Below are 17292 nucleotides of genomic sequence, written 5' to 3'. Positions count from 1 at the left end.
AATGATTCCATAGTTAAAAGCTACCAATAAAATAAATCATTGAAAAATAATAATATTGATAATTTTTCATCTAAAAATAGAATCACTGTCATTGTTTTTAAGTCTTATTTGGAGGTGAAAAAGCAAATCCTTACATTTCAAATCCTACCATTGTAGTGCTATTTATTCGAAAGGATTAGATTAACAATTAGGCAGTGGGCTAGGCCAAAAAAAGCCTGGAATTGAGGAAGATGAATCATGATGTTGACACAAAAGGAAAAAATACAAAAATTTCTGGTGATATTTTTGTGTTTCTAGGTCGCATTTTTTGAAGGCTTTGATTTACAAGCCCCTGGAATTGCAGCCAAAGGTATTGCAGAAACGTTTGCACTTGATCAGGTGCAAATGGGCTATGTATTTAGTCTCGGCGTTTTTGGTATGTTGTTCGGCGCTTTCTTTGGTGGGCGAATCGCGGACTATTTAGGTCAGAAACGAGTCTTAATGCTGTCAGTGGCTATTTTCGGGGTGTTCTTTGCACTTACAGCGATCGCACCAAGTATTGAAATTTTATATGCGGCACGTTTCCTGACGGGGTTGGGCTTAGGGGCTGCGATGCCCACCATGATTTCAGTAGTGGGGGATGAGGCGACTGAACTTAACCGGGGTAAGCTGAATAGCTTAATGTATTGTGGTTTGCCTGTAGGTGCGATTTTTGTTGCCGGGCTGGCAATCTATTTTAAGGACATTAGCTGGCAAACACTATTCCTGATCGGTGGTTTGACACCATTGGTCCTGCTGCCTTTCATAGCTTTGATTTTAATAGATAAACCGAGTGCTGTTAAAGCCTAAACGACTGAGCAACAGATCGCAGTACCCAATATGGCTGAAGTACTGTTTAAACAGGAACAATATAAACGTACTGTGCCATTGTGGTTCGGCTTTTTCTTTACCTTAATGATTAACTATATCCTGATCAGCTGGTTACCAAATTTACTGATGGAACAGGGGCTTTCCAAGCAGGAAGCTTTTAGTATCATGCTGATCTTCCAGGTTGGTGCTGTAATTGGTACTTTAGGGCTAGGTTATTTATTAGATCGCCTGAAACTCTGGCAAGTGGCTGCTATCATTTATGTAGGCCTGGCAATTGTATTGATTCTGCTCTTTACCAGTAAAGTGATTCCATTGCTGATCCTGGCCGGTTTAATGGGTGGAATTTTCTCTACCGGTGGCCAATCTATCCTGTATGGTATTTCTCCAATCTTCTACTCAGGGGCAGGTAAAGTTACGGGAGTGGGAAGTGCGATTTCACTCGGGCGTTTGGGTGCCATGACTGGTCCACTTTTATCTGGCAAGATTCTGGCATTGGGCTTGGGAACAACAGGTATTCTGTGGGCCAGCTTGCCGGCTGTGGTGATTTCTGCTGTGGCAGTCACTGCTCTGTCCCGTTATAAGACAAAAAACAAGCATTAATTTAAGTGATCTATCTATGAAAAAAGTTGGTCTGATGGCTGGCTTTTTTTATTTGAAGATATTTAGACAGATTATTTAACAGGTAGTTTTTGTTAATATAAGTTGAACTAAAAAACGAAATTGAGATATGAGCTATCAGTTAATTGAGCTGGATATAGACGCGACCGACAATATTACCTGCCTACATTGCCAGCAACAGATTATTAACTGGCAAGAAGAGCAATATGTCCAGCCTTGTGAACATACCCTGTTTATTGCCATGGATATTGGTTTTGAATACATCACTGATGAGTTTGAACAGACCATGCAACATACTGTGGATGATTTACATGCCAATGATGATCAGGTCAATATGTTCGCAGAGTTGACTGCAAGTACTTATCCGGAATTTATAATTTTAAAATCGGATCTGGGTGTGGAAGGTTATTCACGTTATATTGGCCTTACTGCTTAAATCTCAGAATGAAAAAAGCGCCAAATCAATTGGCGCTTTTTTGTGGCTAACTTTAAAAATTAACCTTCAACTTCTTCTTCAACATCATCATCTGCACTGTCCATACCCAGCTCTTTAAGTTTGCGCGTCAATGTATTTCGACCCCAACCTAAAAGCTCAGCAGCATGGCGTTTACGGCCACGAGTTTGCTGAAGGGCTGCATTAATCAGAGTGCGTTCAAACATTGGTGTTGCGATGTCGAGAATCTTCATCTCACCATTTTTTAGCTTTTGAATTGCCCATTGGTTCAGTAATTCATCCCAATGATGCGGAGCAACCTGATTCAGATTTGGAATTGGTGCACCATTGTCCTGCTGGATAGGAATCTGTTTCAGTTCAGGTGGCAAGTCTTCTGGATAAACTTCACGACCTGTGATCATAACCGTTAACCAGCGACAGGTATTTTCCAGCTGACGCACGTTTCCTTGCCAAGGCAGCTTTTGCATATATTCCTGAGTTTCAGGACGCAGAATCTTCGGATTGACACCAAGCTCTTTGCCTGCACGTGCCAGGAAATGCTGTGCCAGCATTGGAATATCTTCAGAACGGTGTGCCAGTTTAGGAATATGAATACGAATTACATTCAGGCGGTGATACAAGTCTTCACGGAAGCGGCCATCGTGTACCAGTTTTTCCAGATCCTGGTGAGTTGCTGCCACGATACGCACATCAACCTTGACTGGAATATGACCACCTACACGGTAAAATTCACCATCAGCTAGGACACGTAACAAACGAGTTTGTGTTTCAAATGGCATGTCACCAATTTCATCCAGGAACAGCGTACCGCCGTTGGCCTGTTCAAAACGGCCCTGACGTTGCGTATTTGCACCGGTAAAAGCGCCTTTTTCATGACCAAACAATTCAGTCTCAATCAGGTCTTTCGGAATCGCGGCCATGTTCAGGGCAATAAATGGCTTATTGCTACGTGGTGAATGGCGGTGCAAAGCATGTGCCACCAATTCTTTACCTGTACCTGATTCACCATTAATCAAAACAGTAATATGCGACTGAGATAGACGGCCGATAGCGCGGAATACTTCCTGCATTGCAGGAGATTCACCGATAATTTCAGTCGATTGAATTGTTGGAGTCGCTTTTGCAGATTCCTGTTGCTGTAACTTGGTGATGTGCAGGATGGCACGATTCACCAATGCTAGCGCTTCATCAATATCAAATGGCTTTGGCAGATACTCGAAGGCACCGGTCTGATAACTGGATACCGCTGATTCCAGATCCGAGTGCGCCGTCATAATTATGACAGGCAGATCAGGATTAGTATTCTTGACCTTACCTAAAAAGGTTAAGCCATCAATACCCGGCATTCGGATATCGGTCAGGATCACATCTGGTGCATCCACACTCAGCTGATCAAGTGCTGACTGGGCTTCTTCAAAACTGGTAACGTCGAAACCTTCTTCTTTGAATGTTTTTTCGAGTACCCAACGCATGGCACGATCGTCATCAATCACCCATATTTTATTTCGCGACATGATCTGACTCCCAAGGTAAAAATAAGCTAAATACGGTTTTTCCTGGAACTGACTGGCATTCAATCATTCCGTTATGTTGGTGCATTATATTTTGAGCAATACTGAGGCCCAGGCCGGTTCCTTTGGCACGGCTGGTCACAAGCGGGTAGAAAACGGCTTCAATAATATCGTCTGGTACACCCGGACCATTATCTTCAATGTCGATGCGTACCACTGAACGATGAATCACACCATTAATAGTATATAGACGCTGAATACGGGTTCTTAAAATCAGTTCAGGCTGATGCTCGACAAAGAAGTCTTTGTTTTCAGTCATCGCCTGAACCGCATTCACACAGATATTCAGCATGACCTGAATCAGCTGATCGCGGTCTGCTAAAACTTCTGGCAGGGACAGGTCGTAGTCCCTAGTGATTTTAATTTTCTTTTTGGTCTGATTTACAATTAGTGAGCGGACACGTTCTAAAGGCTCATGGACGTTGACCATTTCATAGCTTGGTAACTGACGTGAACCCAGCATACTATCCGCCAGATTTCTCAGGCGATCCACTTCACTGATAATAATATCTGTAAATTCTTTGTATTTCGGATCATCCAGGCTACGTGCGAGAAGCTGTGTTGCACCACGAATACCACCAAGCGGGTTCTTGATTTCATGTGCTACACCACGGATCAACTGGCGCGCCACCTGATGTTGCTGAATATAGTTTTCTTCACGTGAGATTTTCAACATACGGTCACGCTGATTCAGCTCAATCAGCAATAAGGGGTGATGTGGTTTGCCTGCATTCAGTAGCGAAACCGTGTAATCCACATGAATATCTTTAAAATTGACAATAATGGTCGCTTCACGGCGGGTATAAGGTTGTCCAGTATGCAGGGTGTTATACAGCGACTCTTCAGTATTGAACTCATCTGTAGGGGCTTGCAGGATATTTAATACCGGTGTGCCAAATGCGCGTAACAAGCTGATATCGAACATGGCCTCGCAGGCAGTGTTCAGGTAATAGATATTCAGGTTGCTATCAATCAGCATGACAGCAGTGGTCAGGTTGTCCACCAAAAGGCGATAGTCGATGGAAAGGGGCTGATCCATTAGCGATGGTTTTCCTGTATTAAAATAGCGCAATGGCATCTTCATAAAGCAAAATTTAAAGTCTTAAGTTCTCATTTGATGCACATTAAGCAAAATGCACGCCAACTTTTTAAATAATCCCTAAATTATTGCAATGAAATGGAAGTGGGGTCATGAAGATGCATGATTTGTTAATGGTATAGCTGATAAAAATCAGCATGTAAATCATAAATGTTCAATTTTGGTGCATGTATAATTATATTGAATATTTTATGGCTTTATTTTGGTGCTTGATGTAATCAGTCTCCATTTCAACTGTTTTTATGTTTCGAAAAGACATACAATACGCGCATTCTAGTGGAGCGCAGATTCATGAAGTCCCCCAAAGTCGGTTTTGTTTCTTTAGGTTGTCCTAAGGCATTGGTAGATTCTGAACGAATTTTAACTCAGTTGAAGACTGAAGGTTATGATGTCGCATCGGATTATGACGGTGCTGATTTAGTAGTGGTAAACACCTGTGGTTTTATTGAATCTGCAGTACAAGAGTCTCTAGACGCCATCGGTGAAGCGATGAGCGCGAATGGTCGCGTGATTGTGACGGGCTGTCTAGGTAAAGACGAAGACAAGATTCGCCAAATGCATCCGAATGTCCTGAAAGTGACTGGTGCTGCGGCTTATGAAGAAGTAATGGATGCGGTTCATCAATATGTCCCTGAACCGCCAAAACATAATCCATTTATTGATCTGGTTCCTGAGCAAGGCATTCGCCTTACTCCAAAACACTATGCGTACTTGAAAATTTCAGAAGGCTGTAACCACCGTTGTACTTTCTGCATTATCCCAAGCATGCGTGGTGATCTGGTATCGCGTCCAGTCGGTTCTGTGCTTGAAGAAGCTGCAGCGCTAAAACGTTCAGGTGTCAAAGAAGTACTCGTCATCTCCCAGGATACTTCTGCTTACGGCGTGGATACCAAGTACAAACTTGACTTCTGGAATGGTCAGCCAGTTAAGACCAAATTCTATGATATGTGTGAAGCGCTGGGTCAGTTAGGCATCTGGGTGCGTCTGCACTATGTCTACCCATATCCACATGTGGATGCGGTGATTGATCTGATGGCACAAGGCAAAATTCTGCCATACCTGGATATTCCATTCCAGCATGCAAGTCCTAAAGTATTAAAGCTGATGAAGCGTCCTGCGCACAGTGAAAATACATTAGAACGTTTGAAAGTATGGCGTGAAAAATGTCCTGAATTGGTGCTGCGTTCGACATTTGTAGTGGGCTTCCCGGGTGAAACCGAAGAAGACTTCCAAATGTTGTTGGACTGGTTGCAGGAAGCTCAGCTGGATCGTGTGGGTTGTTTCACTTATTCAGCAGTTGAAGGTGCAGCAGCGAATGATCTGCCAGATCATGTGCCGGAAGAAATCAAGCAAGAACGTTATGAACGTTTCATGCAGGTGCAGCAAGCGATCTCAGCAGCCAAGCTGCAAAAGCGTATCGGTCAGAAAATGACAGTGCTAGTCGATGATCTGGAAGAGGAATTCCCGGTTGCTGTAGCACGTTCTTATGCCGATGCACCAGAGATTGATGGGAATGTATTTGTTGAAGATATCGACAAGAGCCTGATTAAGACAGGTGCTTTGCTTGAAGTCGAAATTACCGATGCAGACGAATATGACCTGTTTGCAAAACTGATTTCGATTAAATCAGCCTAATACCTAGATAAAATTAAATGAAATAATTTGGAGTTTGATGATGTTGGATTCTAAAAAGCCGCGTTTTGGCCGTATTTTGCTGAAACTTTCAGGTGAAGCGCTTGCCGGCAATAAGGATATGGGTATTGATGCACCAATCCTTGACCAGATGTCTTTAGCGATTGCACACCTGGTTGGATTGGGTGTACAGGTCGGTATTGTTGTCGGTGGTGGTAACTTGTACCGTGGTAGCCAGTTGCAGAAAGATGGTCTGGTTGGTCGTGTAACCGGTGACCAGATGGGTATGCTGGCAACCGTGATGAACGGTCTGGCATTACGTGATGCGCTGGTACGCCGTAACATCAAGACACGTTTACTTTCAGCATTGCCAATTGGCACCGTTGTAGAATCTTACTCAAGCCGTGATGCGATTCGTCACCTGACGCGTGGTGAAGTCTGCGTATTTGTTGCAGGTACAGGTAACCCGTTCTTTACCACTGATACAGCAGCTTGCTTGCGTGGTATTGAAATTGAAGCGGACCTGATTCTGAAAGCAACCAAAGTTGATGGTGTCTATAATAAAGATCCAAGCAAATTTGAAGATGCTGTTAAATACGAAACCTTAACCTTTGACCAAGTGCTTGATGAAAAACTGGGTGTGATGGATTTAACGGCGATTTGCCTATGCCGTGATCATAACGTACCGCTACAAGTTTTCGACATGAACAAGTCTGGTGCTTTATTGTCCGTTGTGATGGGTGAAAAAGAGGGTACTCACGTTACCAATTGATGACGTGAACCTTGAAGCACTTTATACTAGTCAAAATTTAGCTTTTACATTTTTTAGAATTAAGTAAGGAAGATCATATGATTAACGATCTTAAAAAAGACGCAGAAGACCGTATGAACAAGTCACTTGACTCGTTGGAGCATGGTTTTGCCAAAGTTCGTACTGGACGTGCACATCCATCGATTCTGAACGGTGTTATGGTTCCTTACTATGGCTCTGACGTGCCATTGAACCAGGTTGCAAACGTAGGTGTTGAAGATTCACGTACCTTGCTGGTTCAACCATTTGAGCGTTCAATGGTTGCTGCAATTGATAAAGCCATTCGTGAATCAGATTTAGGGCTTAACCCAATTACTGCTGACGCAATTCGTGTACCAATGGCTGCGTTAACTGAAGAAACTCGCCGTGACATGCAGAAAGTTGCGCGTAACGAAGCTGAAAACGCTAAAGTTGCGATCCGTAACATTCGTCGTGATGTTTTAGGCGATATCAAAGCTTTATTGAAAGAAAAAGAAATTTCTGAAGATGAAGAGCGTCGTGCTTCTGACGAAATCCAGAAAATTACCGATAAATATGTTGCTGAAGTTGATAAACGTTTGGCTGCAAAAGAAGCTGAATTGATGAAGGTCTAATTCATCAATGACCTTTTCTGAAGAGAGTTCCCGTCTTCCAAAACATGTTGCCATCATCATGGATGGCAACAATCGTTTTGCCAAAAAAAATCAGATGCAAAAGGGTGAAGGACACCGTGAAGGTAAAAGCGTCCTTGATCCAATTGTAGAACACTGTAGAAAAAGAAAAATCCAGGCTTTAACTGTATTTGCGTTTTCGAGTGAAAACTGGAATCGTCCGCAGTATGAAGTGGATCTGCTCATGCGATTGCTCGAAGACACCATCCATGAACAGTTACCGCGCATGGAAAAATTCAATATTGCCTTGCGCTTTATTGGTGATTGCAGCCGTTTATCTCCAGAGTTGCAAGCTTTGATGTTGCATGCTGAGGAAAGGACTGCTAAGTTCGATAGCATGACGCTCACTATTGCCATTAGTTATGGTGGTATGTGGGATATGGCGCAGGCTGCGAAGCGAATTGCTGCGGATGTTTTAACAAATAAATTAGAACTTGATGCAATTAATGCTGATGTTTTTGGTCAATATGTAAGTCTTAGTGATTTACCACCTGTGGATCTGTTAATCCGTACCGGTGGAGATTTCCGCTTGTCAAACTTCCTGCTCTGGCAGGCAGCTTATGCGGAACTGTATTTTACTGAAACCTTATGGCCAGAATTTACCACGGAAGAACTTGACGATGCCTTTGCCGTATTTGGTGGGCGTGAACGTCGGTTTGGTAAGACATCAGAACAGATTCAGCAAGAGAAACTTGAGAATTAATACATGTTAGAGCGGATTATAACCGCATTGGTTTTGGTGGCTGTTGTACTCAGTTGTATGTTTGCCACTACTGCATATTACCCAATGTTTGTGTTGATGGTCGTTGCTGCAGGTGTGGCAGGTTATGAGTGGTTTAAACTCATGCCACATCAGGGGGAAAAAGTAATTAAGCCGTTTGCTTGGGGTTATGGCTTACTCACAGCAGTTCTTTCAGCACTTGCACTCTATTTTTCAGACATCTCCATGCTGCTTTGGGCGGCATCGATTTTGACCTGGATCCTCAGCATCTATTGGGTTAAATCCTATCCTGAATATGATGGCTGGTACAATGTTACTTTAAATGGCATTGGTGTGATCCTGATCTCGGCGGCGGTCACTGCAATCTATTCAGTCTGGCAGCATTCACCTTGGTGGTTAATGTATCTGTTTTTGCTGGTTTGGGGGGCAGACAGTGGTGCCTATTTTATTGGACGCAAGTTCGGCAATAAAAAGCTCGCACCGAAAGTTAGTCCAAACAAATCGGTTGAAGGGTTGTATGGCGGAATCGTCACATCCATGTTGATTGTCATTACAGTCACATTACTTTATCTCGATATCAGTATTCCCGAACTGCTTTTATTCCTGATTTTATCAGTATTAACAGTCTTTAGTTCTGTACTTGGTGACCTGTTTGAATCGATGATCAAACGTCGTGCTGGTATTAAAGATTCGGGACGTATTCTGCCAGGACATGGTGGTGTATTGGACCGTATTGATTCTCTCCTGGCTGCAGCGCCGATTTTTGCTGCAGGCATGTATGTCTTAAAACTAATTGGCGTAGATTTATAAATGTCACAAGCTGTTTGTATACTGGGTGCTACAGGTTCTATTGGGCAAAGTACTTTAAAAATCCTGCAGCGACATCCTGAAGCTTACAGCGTATATGCTGTGACTGCACAAAGCCGTATTGCTGAACTGGTCGAGATCTGTAAGCAGTTTCGACCAAAAATCGCTGTGGTGCCAGCCTTTAAAGTAGATGAACTGGCACAATTGCTGAAACAGCAACAGTTATCCGAAATAGAAATTTTACCAGATGAAGCAGGCTTGATTGCTGTTGCTGAACATCCAGAAGTAGATATAGTCATGGCGGCGATTGTTGGTGCAGCTGGCCTTTTGCCGACATTGGCTGCGGTCAAAGCGGGAAAACGCGTCCTGTTGGCTAATAAAGAAGCTTTGGTGATGTCTGGTGATATTATGATGCAGGCTGCTCGTGATCATGGGGCTTTATTGCTACCTGTGGACTCAGAGCACAATGCAATTTTCCAGTGTTTGCCGGCGAATTACTTCGATGCTGAGCGTAACGGTCAGCCAAAACTGGGTGTACAGCAGATTCTGTTAACTGCCTCTGGTGGTCCATTTTTAAATCATACTTTCGATCAGCTGCAGACGGTCACACCAGCACAAGCCTGCAAACATCCAAACTGGTCAATGGGTCAAAAAATTTCAGTAGATTCAGCAACCTTGATGAATAAAGGTTTGGAACTGATTGAAGCCTGTCATTTATTTGCAGTAAAAGAACAATTTGTTACAGTTGTCGTGCATCCACAGAGTATTATTCACTCCATGGTTCAATATGTAGATGGTTCAACTTTGGCGCAAATGGGTAACCCGGATATGTGTACCCCGATTGCACATGCCTTGGCATGGCCAGAGCGGATCAGTACGCATGTCGCTCCATTAGATTTATTTGTACATTCACAACTGAATTTCCAGCAACCGGATACCCAGCGTTTTCCTGCATTAAAACTGGCACGCCAGGCAATGCAGCAAGGCGGGATTGCGCCTGCTATTCTGAATGCAGCCAATGAAATTGCCGTGGCAGCATTTTTGCATGAAAAAATTACTTTCATTCAAATACCTCAGATAGTTGAATATACGCTGAATTCGATGGACAATCGGACAGCAGATCAGCTGGAAGTGATTCTTCAGGCTGATCGGCAGGCGCGTGATATCGCCCGTCAATTCGTTGTGAATAAAGGAAGTTAAGCCATGAACGCCTTGTTTATTATCGCAGCTGCAATTCTGTTATTAGGTCCTCTGATTGCGATCCATGAATTTGGACATTACTTTGTAGCTCGAAAACTTGGCGTAAAGGTTTTAGTTTATTCGATTGGATTTGGTCCAACGCTAATTAAATGGACTTCAAAAAAGTCTGGTATCCAGTATCAGCTTTCTGCTTTGCCGTTTGGCGGCTATGTCAAAATGCTCGATGAACGTGAAGGTAATGTACCTGAAGAGGACCTCCCTAAAGCATTTAATCGTCAACATCCATGGAAACGTATCGCGATTGTTGCGGCTGGTCCTTTAATTAATCTTTTCTTTGCAGTGATTCTATTCTGGATTTTATTTTTACCTGCACAAGAGCAGTTAAATACCCGTGTGGGTCAGGTTTTGCCTAATACACCTGCAGCTGCTGTACAGATGCAGCAAGGTGACAAAATTACCGCAGTGGATGGCACTGAAGTCGCAACCTGGGAAAAGCTGAATTATGCCTTGGTTGATCGTGTTGGTGAAACCGGGCTGATTACGATTCAGGCCGAACGTGATGGACAGATAAAAAGTTTCCAATTGCCGATTCAGAGTTTTCTGAAAGATCAGTCACAGTCTCCACTGGATACTTTAGGTTTTATACCGTATCGTCCAGAAATTCCTGCCGTGGTATCTAAGCTCAGTGACGATGGGGCTGCAATCCGCCAAGGCATGAAGGAAGGTGACAAGATCATTGCCATTGATGGTGTGGCGATGAAAAACTGGTTTGATGTGGTACAGGTTGTCCAGGCATCACCAGAAAAATTATTAAAAATAGATGTATTACGTAATAACCAGGTGGTGCATTTACAGGTGATGCCACAGGCGAAACGTGACAATATGGGTAAAGTGACGGGTATGCTGGGTGTACAAAGTGACCCAGGTAAAATTACAATCCCGGCAGAATATAAACAGACAATTCAATATAGTCCGACTGAAGCACTGGTCATGGCTTTTGACAAAACGACACAACTGTCTTCGATGATTCTGAACTCGATTGTGAAGATGGTTCGTGGTCTGATTGGTCTGGATAATTTATCTGGTCCAATCACGATTGCCAAAGTGGCAGGTCAAAGTGCGGAAATGGGATGGCAAACTTTTATTTCCTTTATGGCGCTAATGAGTGTAAGTTTAGGGATATTAAATTTACTGCCAATTCCAATGCTTGATGGCGGACATCTGGTTTACTATTTTATTGAATTATTACGTGGTAAACCTGTTTCTGAACAAATACAATTGGTTGGCTTAAAAATTGGTATGGTATTGCTGGGTAGTATGATGCTACTTGCACTATTTAATGATTTTATGCGTTTATAACAACGTAGATGGAATAAATTAACAAGCGGAAAAGACTGGCATGCAGCACACACATTTATTTATGCCTTTGGCACTCGTTAGTGCTATGGCAGTTGCACAACAAGTATATGCAGCAGATGAATTCGTAGTACAAGATATAAAATTTGACGGACTGGTTCGTCTCACTCCCGAAAATGTGTATGGCCTGGTGCCAATCAATAGTGGTGATCGTGTCAATGATCCGATTATTGCCAATGCGATCCGGAGTCTGTATGCCTCAGGCTTGTTTGATGATATCAAGGCAATTCAAGCTGAAAATACGCTAGTATTCCAGGTAGTTGAACGCCCGGTTATTTCCAAGATCGAACTAAAAGGCAACAAGCTGATTCCGAAGGAAGCTTTGGAAGAAGGTTTGAAAAAAATGGGTCTTGCTGAAGGTGAGGTTCTAAAAAAATCTGCTTTGCAAACTGTAGAAACTGAGCTTGAACAGCAATATATGCAGCAAGGTCGTTATGATGCAGACATTACAGTAAAGACTACGCCGAAGCCAAATAACCGTGTCGATCTTCTGATTGAATTTGTGGAAGGTAAGGCTGCAAAAGTTTTTGACATTAATATTATTGGGAATACGGTCTTTAAAGAAGATGAGATCAAGCAGGCTTTTGCTATCAAGGAAAGCTCTTGGAATTCGATTATTTCCCGTAATGACCGTTATGCACGTGAGAAAATGGCAGCAAGCCTTGAAGCTTTGCGTGCCATGTACCTGAACCGTGGTTATATTAACTTCAATATCAATAACTCAAGTCTGAACCTGAGTGAAGATAAGAAAAATGTCTTTATTGAAGTATCGGTAGATGAAGGTGAGCAATTCAAATTTGGTGAGACCAAATTCCTGGGTGATGCGCTTTATTCAGCAGATGAACTCAAAGTTTTACAACTATACAAAGACGGTGAAATTTATTCACAGGAAAAAGTGAATGCGGTTAAACAGTTATTACTGCGTAAATATGGTAATGCTGGCTATTATTTCGCTGAAGTAAATGTTGTTCCAGAAATTAATAAAGATACTAAACTGGTTGACTTAAATTATTACATCAACCCAGGTCAGCAGGTGACTGTACGTCGCATTAATTTTACTGGTAATAACAAAACTGCGGATGAAGTATTACGTCGTGAAATGCGTCAGATGGAAAGCGCACTGGCTAGTAACGAAAAAATTGATCTGTCTAAGGTCCGTCTGGAACGTACTGGTTTCTTTAAATCGGTTGATATTAAACCGGCGCGTATTCCTGGTTCGCCGGATCAGATCGATTTAAATGTTGCAGTTGAAGAGCAGCATTCCGGGACAAGTACCTTGGCAGTTGGTTTCTCGCAAAGTGGTGGTGTAACCTTCCAGGCAGGTTTAAGTCAAACTAACTTCCTGGGTACAGGGAATAGTGTATCGGTTGATCTATCTCGTTCTGAAACTCAAGATTACTATAACCTGAGTGTAACCGATCCATACTTTACTATTGATGGGGTACGTCGTGGTTATAACCTGTACTACCGTAAAACCAAGCTGGATGATGACTATAACGTAAACAACTATGTTACAGACAGCTTGGGTGGTGGTATTAACTTCGGTTATCCAATTGATGAGAACCAAAGTGTAAGCCTGGGTCTGAATATAGACCAGACTGAAGTGACCACAGGGCCATACGTATCTACATATGTACGTGATTATTTGCTAGCAAATGGCGGTAAGGAAACAGGAAGTCCAGGTAGATACTGTCCAGAAGGTTTGCTGAATAGCGAAGATGGCACCTGTGGTCCTAATAATGAAGGATGGATCTCTTTTCCTGATGAGTTTAAAGGTGATTTCTTAACCTATAACCTGAATCTAGGTTGGTCTTATAATACCTTGAACCGTCCAATGTTCCCGACCACAGGTATGTCACATCGTGTTAATGCAGAAATTGCCTTGCCAGGAAGTGATGTGGAATATCAAAAGCTCACCTATGATGCTCAGGCTTTCTTCCCATTAGGCAAAGACTTTGTTCTGCGTGGTTATGGTCGTTTAGGTTATGGTAATGACCTGCCTTTCTATAAGAACTTCTATGCCGGTGGTTATGGTTCAGTACGTGGTTATGAAAATAGTACCTTAGGCCCTAAGTATCCAGGTGTAACATACAATGAATCACGACAACAAGACTATGGTCCAGAAGAAGTGGGCGGTAATGCTTTAGTTCAGTTTGGTACTGAGTTAGTGCTGCCTGTTCCATTTAAGGGAGATTGGGCACGTCAGGTTCGTCCAGTACTCTTTGCAGAGGGAGCACAAGTTTTTGATACTCAGTGTGATGTACCTCGTGGAAATTTATATCTTGATTCACAAAATACTGATGTAGATGCAAAGCAATACTGTAAGGATAACTTTGGTTTCGATGCAGGCAATATGCGTTATAGCGTAGGTGCTGGTTTCACCTGGATTACCATGATTGGCCCATTATCACTGAGCTATGCATACCCGTTGAATGATAAAGACGGTGATGAAACTCAAAATGTTCAGTTTGAAATTGGACGTACTTTCTAAGAAGACTTTGATCTTAAATACAAATTTTGCTCATGAAGCCATCAGGTTTTGTGAGCAAAATTTTTTGAATGGGTAAAAACATGAAAAAAATGATGATGGCAATGGGTATTGCTTTAGCGGGATTAACTTCATTGTCACATGCGGATGATTACGGAATTGTTGATCTGGAAAAAGTAGTACAAAACAGTATCTATTTAAAGCAGCAAAATGCCACTCTAGAAAATGAAATCAAGCCGCAAACCGCACAGATTGCACAGTTTCAAAAAGACCTTGCTGCAATCAAGCAAAAAGGCCAGGCTGCAAAAACACCAGCAGAACGTGAAAAAATAGCCAAAGAATTTGAAGGTAAAGCGACTCAACTGGCAGGGGTGCAGCAACAGGTACAGGCAACCGTGCAAACGCGTATGCAAAGTGTAAATAAAGCTTTTGAAGGAAATTTGAAGCGTGCTGCTGAACAATTACGCCAAGAAAACAAGCTAGATGTGGTTTTAAATAAAAATTCCGTACTTGCTTATGACGCGAAGTATGATTTAACTGATAAAATGATTCAAAAGGTTAATGCAATTAAATAATCGATGAATCATCAAAAACTTCAGTTAGCTGACCTCGCTCGTCTTGTCCAAGGTGAGTATGTAGGTCAGGCAGATTTATGTTTGAGAGGTTTGGCAAGTCTTGAAAATGCAACCTCTCATGACCTTGCATTTGTCAATGCAGATAAATATCTGGAACAGGCAGCTCAGAGTAAGGCAGGCGCTTTAATTGTGACTGCTGAATTAAAAGAGCAGCTAACTTCCCAGCAGAACTTCATTGTCGTGGCCAATCCTTATCTGGCTTTTGCAATTCTGACTCACGTTTTTGAGAAAAAGCATACGACTCAGGGAATTGAAAGTACCGCACAAATTCATCCATCTGCCATCATTGCTGACAGTGCCTATATTGGTCACTATGCCGTCATTGGTGAGAATTGTGTAGTGGGTGAAAATACGATTATCCAGTCCCACGTTCAGATCGACGACCAGGTTGAAATTGGCCGTGACTGTTTTATTGATGCACATGTGACTTTAACAGGTGCTACAAAAATCGGTAATCGTGTTCGGATCCATGCCAATACCGTAATTGGTAGTGAAGGTTTTGGTTTTGCACCTTATCAAGGGAAATGGCATCGAATTGCCCAGTTGGGTTCAGTCCGTATTGCAGATGATGTCCGGATCGGCTCAAACTGTAGTATTGACCGAGGTGCACTGGATGACACAATTCTGGAACAAGGTGTCATTATTGATAATCTTGTGCAAATCGCCCATAACGTCAAGATTGGTGAAAATACTGCGATTGCAGCCAAATGCGGGATTGCCGGTAGTACCACGATTGGCAAAAACTGTATTCTTGCGGGGGCCTGTGGGGTAGCAGGACACCTACATATTACCGATAATGTGACCTTGACAGGAATGTCAATGGTGACAAATAACATTACTGAAGAAGGCACTTATTCTTCAGGCATGGGATTGTTACCAAATCAGCAATGGAAACGCACAGTGGTTCGCTTAAGACAATTAGCAGATGTGCCATTGACCCAGTTGGTGAAACGATTGGATCATATGCAATCTCAAATTGAGTCCATTGAATCAACATTTAAGTTGCGTAAATAATTATGATGACAGAGTCGAATTTGCCTACATTCACGAAGCCTGAATTGCCAATGAATATTCAAAAGATTCGTGAATATTTGCCCCATCGCTATCCATTCTTACTGGTTGATCGCGTTGTCGATATTACCGAAAATGGCATTGTTGGTTATAAAAACGTCTCAATTAATGAAGAGTTTCTGCAAGGCCATTTTCCGAACTATCCAATCATGCCAGGTGTATTGATTGTAGAGGCATTAGCACAGATCTCAGGTATCCTTGGTTTTGTCATGAATAATGAAACTCCAAAAGAAGGTTCATTATTTCTTTTTGCTGGCGCTGAGAAGGTTCGATTTAAAAAACAAGTGGTTGCTGGCGACCAATTAGTACTTAAATCTGAATTAGTGATGCAAAAACGTGGCATTTACAAATATAATTGTATAGCCACAGTAGATGGCGTAGTCGCAACAACCGCGGAAATTATGGTTTCGCATCAGAAAGTCGAGCAGGCATGAGCAATAACTCCCTTATTCATCCAACTGCCATTATTGACTCATCTGCAGTAATTGCTTCAGATGTTCAAATTGGTCCTTACTGTATTATTGGGCCAAATGTCACTATTGGTACAGGTACCAAACTTCATTCACACGTCGTTGTGGGTGGGTACACACGCATTGGCGAACACAATGAGATTTTCCAGTTTGCGAGTGTGGGAGAAGTTTGTCAGGACCTGAAATATGCAGGTGAAGAAACCTGGCTTGAGATTGGTGATCATAACAAGATTCGCGAACATTGCAGTCTGCACCGTGGTACTGTTCAGGACAATAGCATTACCAAAATCGGCAGTCATAACCTGCTGATGGTAAATACGCATATTGCACATGACTGTATGGTGGGCGATTACAATATCTTTGCAAATAATGTGGGTGTAGCTGGTCACGTCCATGTGGGTGATTATGTGGTAATTGGGGGTAACTCAGGTATCCATCAGTTCTGTAAGATCGACTCTTATAGCATGATCGGTGGTGCATCACTGATTCTTAAAGATGTGCCTGCTTATGTAATGGTTTCCGGCAATCCTGCGCATGCATTTGCAATGAATGTAGAAGGGATGCGTCGTAAGGGTTGGTCGAAAAATGTAATCAATGGCCTACGTGAGGCATTTAAACTGATCTATAAATCAGGTTTAACCACACAAGAAGCAATTGAAAAAATTCGTGCAGAGATTCTGCCAGAAGTGGCTGAAGCACAGCGCTTGCTTGATTCTTTGGAGCAGTCTAAACGTGGTATTGTGCGTTAATAGACTATTCATAAAAAAGACACCTTTTCAGGTGTCTTTTTTATTTCTGAA

15 protein-coding genes and 1 pseudogene are annotated in these 17292 nt (G+C 42.4%); 14 read left to right on the top strand and 2 right to left on the bottom strand.

Annotated features, from left to right (window positions below; all coding sequences use genetic code 11):
- Positions 1 to 237: 237 nt before the first annotated feature.
- Positions 238 to 1449, top strand: a pseudogene (gene mhpT / locus ACTJIX_RS07185) (3-(3-hydroxy-phenyl)propionate transporter MhpT).
- A 127-nt stretch (positions 1450 to 1576) separates the two neighbouring features.
- Positions 1577 to 1903 (top strand): hypothetical protein, encoded by a 327-nt coding sequence (locus ACTJIX_RS07180; RefSeq protein WP_004812643.1) that lies wholly within the window; start codon positions 1577 to 1579, stop codon positions 1901 to 1903.
- Positions 1904 to 1962: 59 nt separating this feature from the next.
- Here the strand turns inward: ACTJIX_RS07180 and glnG are convergent, their stop codons facing one another.
- Entirely contained in the window at positions 1963 to 3435 is a 1473-nt protein-coding gene (gene glnG, locus ACTJIX_RS07175) for a nitrogen regulation protein NR(I) (protein ID WP_004812644.1), read from the bottom strand.
- A complete protein-coding gene (gene glnL / locus ACTJIX_RS07170) occupies positions 3422 to 4531 on the bottom strand; it encodes a nitrogen regulation protein NR(II) (RefSeq protein ID WP_004812645.1) in 1110 nt (369 codons plus the stop codon). Before glnL ends, glnG begins: the two co-directional genes overlap by 14 nt.
- A gap of 351 nt (positions 4532 to 4882) precedes the next feature.
- Between glnL and rimO the strand changes: the two genes are divergently transcribed.
- From rimO to lpxA, 12 genes are all read left to right on the top strand, one after another.
- On the top strand, positions 4883 to 6226 hold the full coding sequence (gene rimO, locus ACTJIX_RS07165) for a 30S ribosomal protein S12 methylthiotransferase RimO (protein ID WP_004812646.1): 1344 nt from the start codon (positions 4883 to 4885) through the stop codon (positions 6224 to 6226).
- 40 nt (positions 6227 to 6266) lie between these two features.
- Entirely contained in the window at positions 6267 to 6995 is a 729-nt protein-coding gene (gene pyrH, locus ACTJIX_RS07160) for a UMP kinase (RefSeq protein ID WP_004812647.1), read from the top strand.
- 77 nt (positions 6996 to 7072) lie between these two features.
- The gene (gene frr, locus ACTJIX_RS07155; RefSeq protein WP_004812648.1) at positions 7073 to 7627 is read left to right on the top strand and encodes a ribosome recycling factor; all 555 of its coding nucleotides are present in this window, start codon (positions 7073 to 7075) and stop codon (positions 7625 to 7627) included.
- Between the two features lie 7 nt (positions 7628 to 7634).
- On the top strand, positions 7635 to 8387 hold the full coding sequence (uppS, locus tag ACTJIX_RS07150; RefSeq protein ID WP_004812649.1) for a polyprenyl diphosphate synthase: 753 nt from the start codon (positions 7635 to 7637) through the stop codon (positions 8385 to 8387).
- A 3-nt stretch (positions 8388 to 8390) separates the two neighbouring features.
- Positions 8391 to 9215: a phosphatidate cytidylyltransferase gene (locus ACTJIX_RS07145; protein WP_004812650.1), complete on the top strand. Its 825-nt coding sequence runs from the start codon at positions 8391 to 8393 to the stop codon at positions 9213 to 9215.
- The gene (gene ispC / locus ACTJIX_RS07140; protein ID WP_004812652.1) at positions 9216 to 10412 is read left to right on the top strand and encodes a 1-deoxy-D-xylulose-5-phosphate reductoisomerase; all 1197 of its coding nucleotides are present in this window, start codon (positions 9216 to 9218) and stop codon (positions 10410 to 10412) included.
- A gap of 3 nt (positions 10413 to 10415) precedes the next feature.
- A complete protein-coding gene (gene rseP / locus ACTJIX_RS07135; protein WP_004812654.1) occupies positions 10416 to 11771 on the top strand; it encodes an RIP metalloprotease RseP in 1356 nt (451 codons plus the stop codon).
- Between the two features lie 40 nt (positions 11772 to 11811).
- Positions 11812 to 14319: an outer membrane protein assembly factor BamA gene (gene bamA / locus ACTJIX_RS07130; protein WP_034592579.1), complete on the top strand. Its 2508-nt coding sequence runs from the start codon at positions 11812 to 11814 to the stop codon at positions 14317 to 14319.
- Between the two features lie 80 nt (positions 14320 to 14399).
- Entirely contained in the window at positions 14400 to 14891 is a 492-nt protein-coding gene (locus tag ACTJIX_RS07125) for an OmpH family outer membrane protein (protein ID WP_034592588.1), read from the top strand.
- Between the two features lie 3 nt (positions 14892 to 14894).
- On the top strand, positions 14895 to 15965 hold the full coding sequence (lpxD, locus tag ACTJIX_RS07120) for a UDP-3-O-(3-hydroxymyristoyl)glucosamine N-acyltransferase (RefSeq protein WP_008305277.1): 1071 nt from the start codon (positions 14895 to 14897) through the stop codon (positions 15963 to 15965).
- Positions 15966 to 15970: 5 nt separating this feature from the next.
- Entirely contained in the window at positions 15971 to 16456 is a 486-nt protein-coding gene (gene fabZ / locus ACTJIX_RS07115; RefSeq protein ID WP_008305276.1) for a 3-hydroxyacyl-ACP dehydratase FabZ, read from the top strand.
- Positions 16453 to 17241 (top strand): acyl-ACP--UDP-N-acetylglucosamine O-acyltransferase, encoded by a 789-nt coding sequence (lpxA, locus tag ACTJIX_RS07110; protein WP_004812664.1) that lies wholly within the window; start codon positions 16453 to 16455, stop codon positions 17239 to 17241. The genes fabZ and lpxA overlap by 4 nt, the downstream gene beginning before the upstream one ends.
- Positions 17242 to 17292 lie beyond the last annotated feature (51 nt).

This window comes from Acinetobacter sp. 22323 (assembly GCF_052044895.1).
GTDB classification, from domain to species: Bacteria; Pseudomonadota; Gammaproteobacteria; order Pseudomonadales; family Moraxellaceae; genus Acinetobacter; species Acinetobacter schindleri.
The sequence above is the reverse complement of the archived record's forward strand: the minus strand, read 5'-3'. Positions and strand labels throughout refer to the sequence as shown.

Coding starts and splice junctions, on each gene's coding strand:
- pyrH (WP_004812647.1), top strand. CDS start 6,267: ATGTTGGATTCTAAAAAGCCGCGTTTTGGCCGTATTTTGCTGAAACTT.
- ACTJIX_RS07180 (WP_004812643.1), top strand. CDS start 1,577: ATGAGCTATCAGTTAATTGAGCTGGATATAGACGCGACCGACAATATT.
- rseP (WP_004812654.1), top strand. CDS start 10,416: ATGAACGCCTTGTTTATTATCGCAGCTGCAATTCTGTTATTAGGTCCT.
- frr (WP_004812648.1), top strand. CDS start 7,073: ATGATTAACGATCTTAAAAAAGACGCAGAAGACCGTATGAACAAGTCA.
- glnG (WP_004812644.1), bottom strand. CDS start 3,435: ATGTCGCGAAATAAAATATGGGTGATTGATGACGATCGTGCCATGCGT.
- lpxD (WP_008305277.1), top strand. CDS start 14,895: ATGAATCATCAAAAACTTCAGTTAGCTGACCTCGCTCGTCTTGTCCAA.
- ACTJIX_RS07145 (WP_004812650.1), top strand. CDS start 8,391: ATGTTAGAGCGGATTATAACCGCATTGGTTTTGGTGGCTGTTGTACTC.
- rimO (WP_004812646.1), top strand. CDS start 4,883: ATGAAGTCCCCCAAAGTCGGTTTTGTTTCTTTAGGTTGTCCTAAGGCA.
- glnL (WP_004812645.1), bottom strand. CDS start 4,531: ATGGATCAGCCCCTTTCCATCGACTATCGCCTTTTGGTGGACAACCTG.
- lpxA (WP_004812664.1), top strand. CDS start 16,453: ATGAGCAATAACTCCCTTATTCATCCAACTGCCATTATTGACTCATCT.
- bamA (WP_034592579.1), top strand. CDS start 11,812: ATGCAGCACACACATTTATTTATGCCTTTGGCACTCGTTAGTGCTATG.
- uppS (WP_004812649.1), top strand. CDS start 7,635: ATGACCTTTTCTGAAGAGAGTTCCCGTCTTCCAAAACATGTTGCCATC.
- ACTJIX_RS07125 (WP_034592588.1), top strand. CDS start 14,400: ATGAAAAAAATGATGATGGCAATGGGTATTGCTTTAGCGGGATTAACT.
- fabZ (WP_008305276.1), top strand. CDS start 15,971: ATGACAGAGTCGAATTTGCCTACATTCACGAAGCCTGAATTGCCAATG.
- ispC (WP_004812652.1), top strand. CDS start 9,216: ATGTCACAAGCTGTTTGTATACTGGGTGCTACAGGTTCTATTGGGCAA.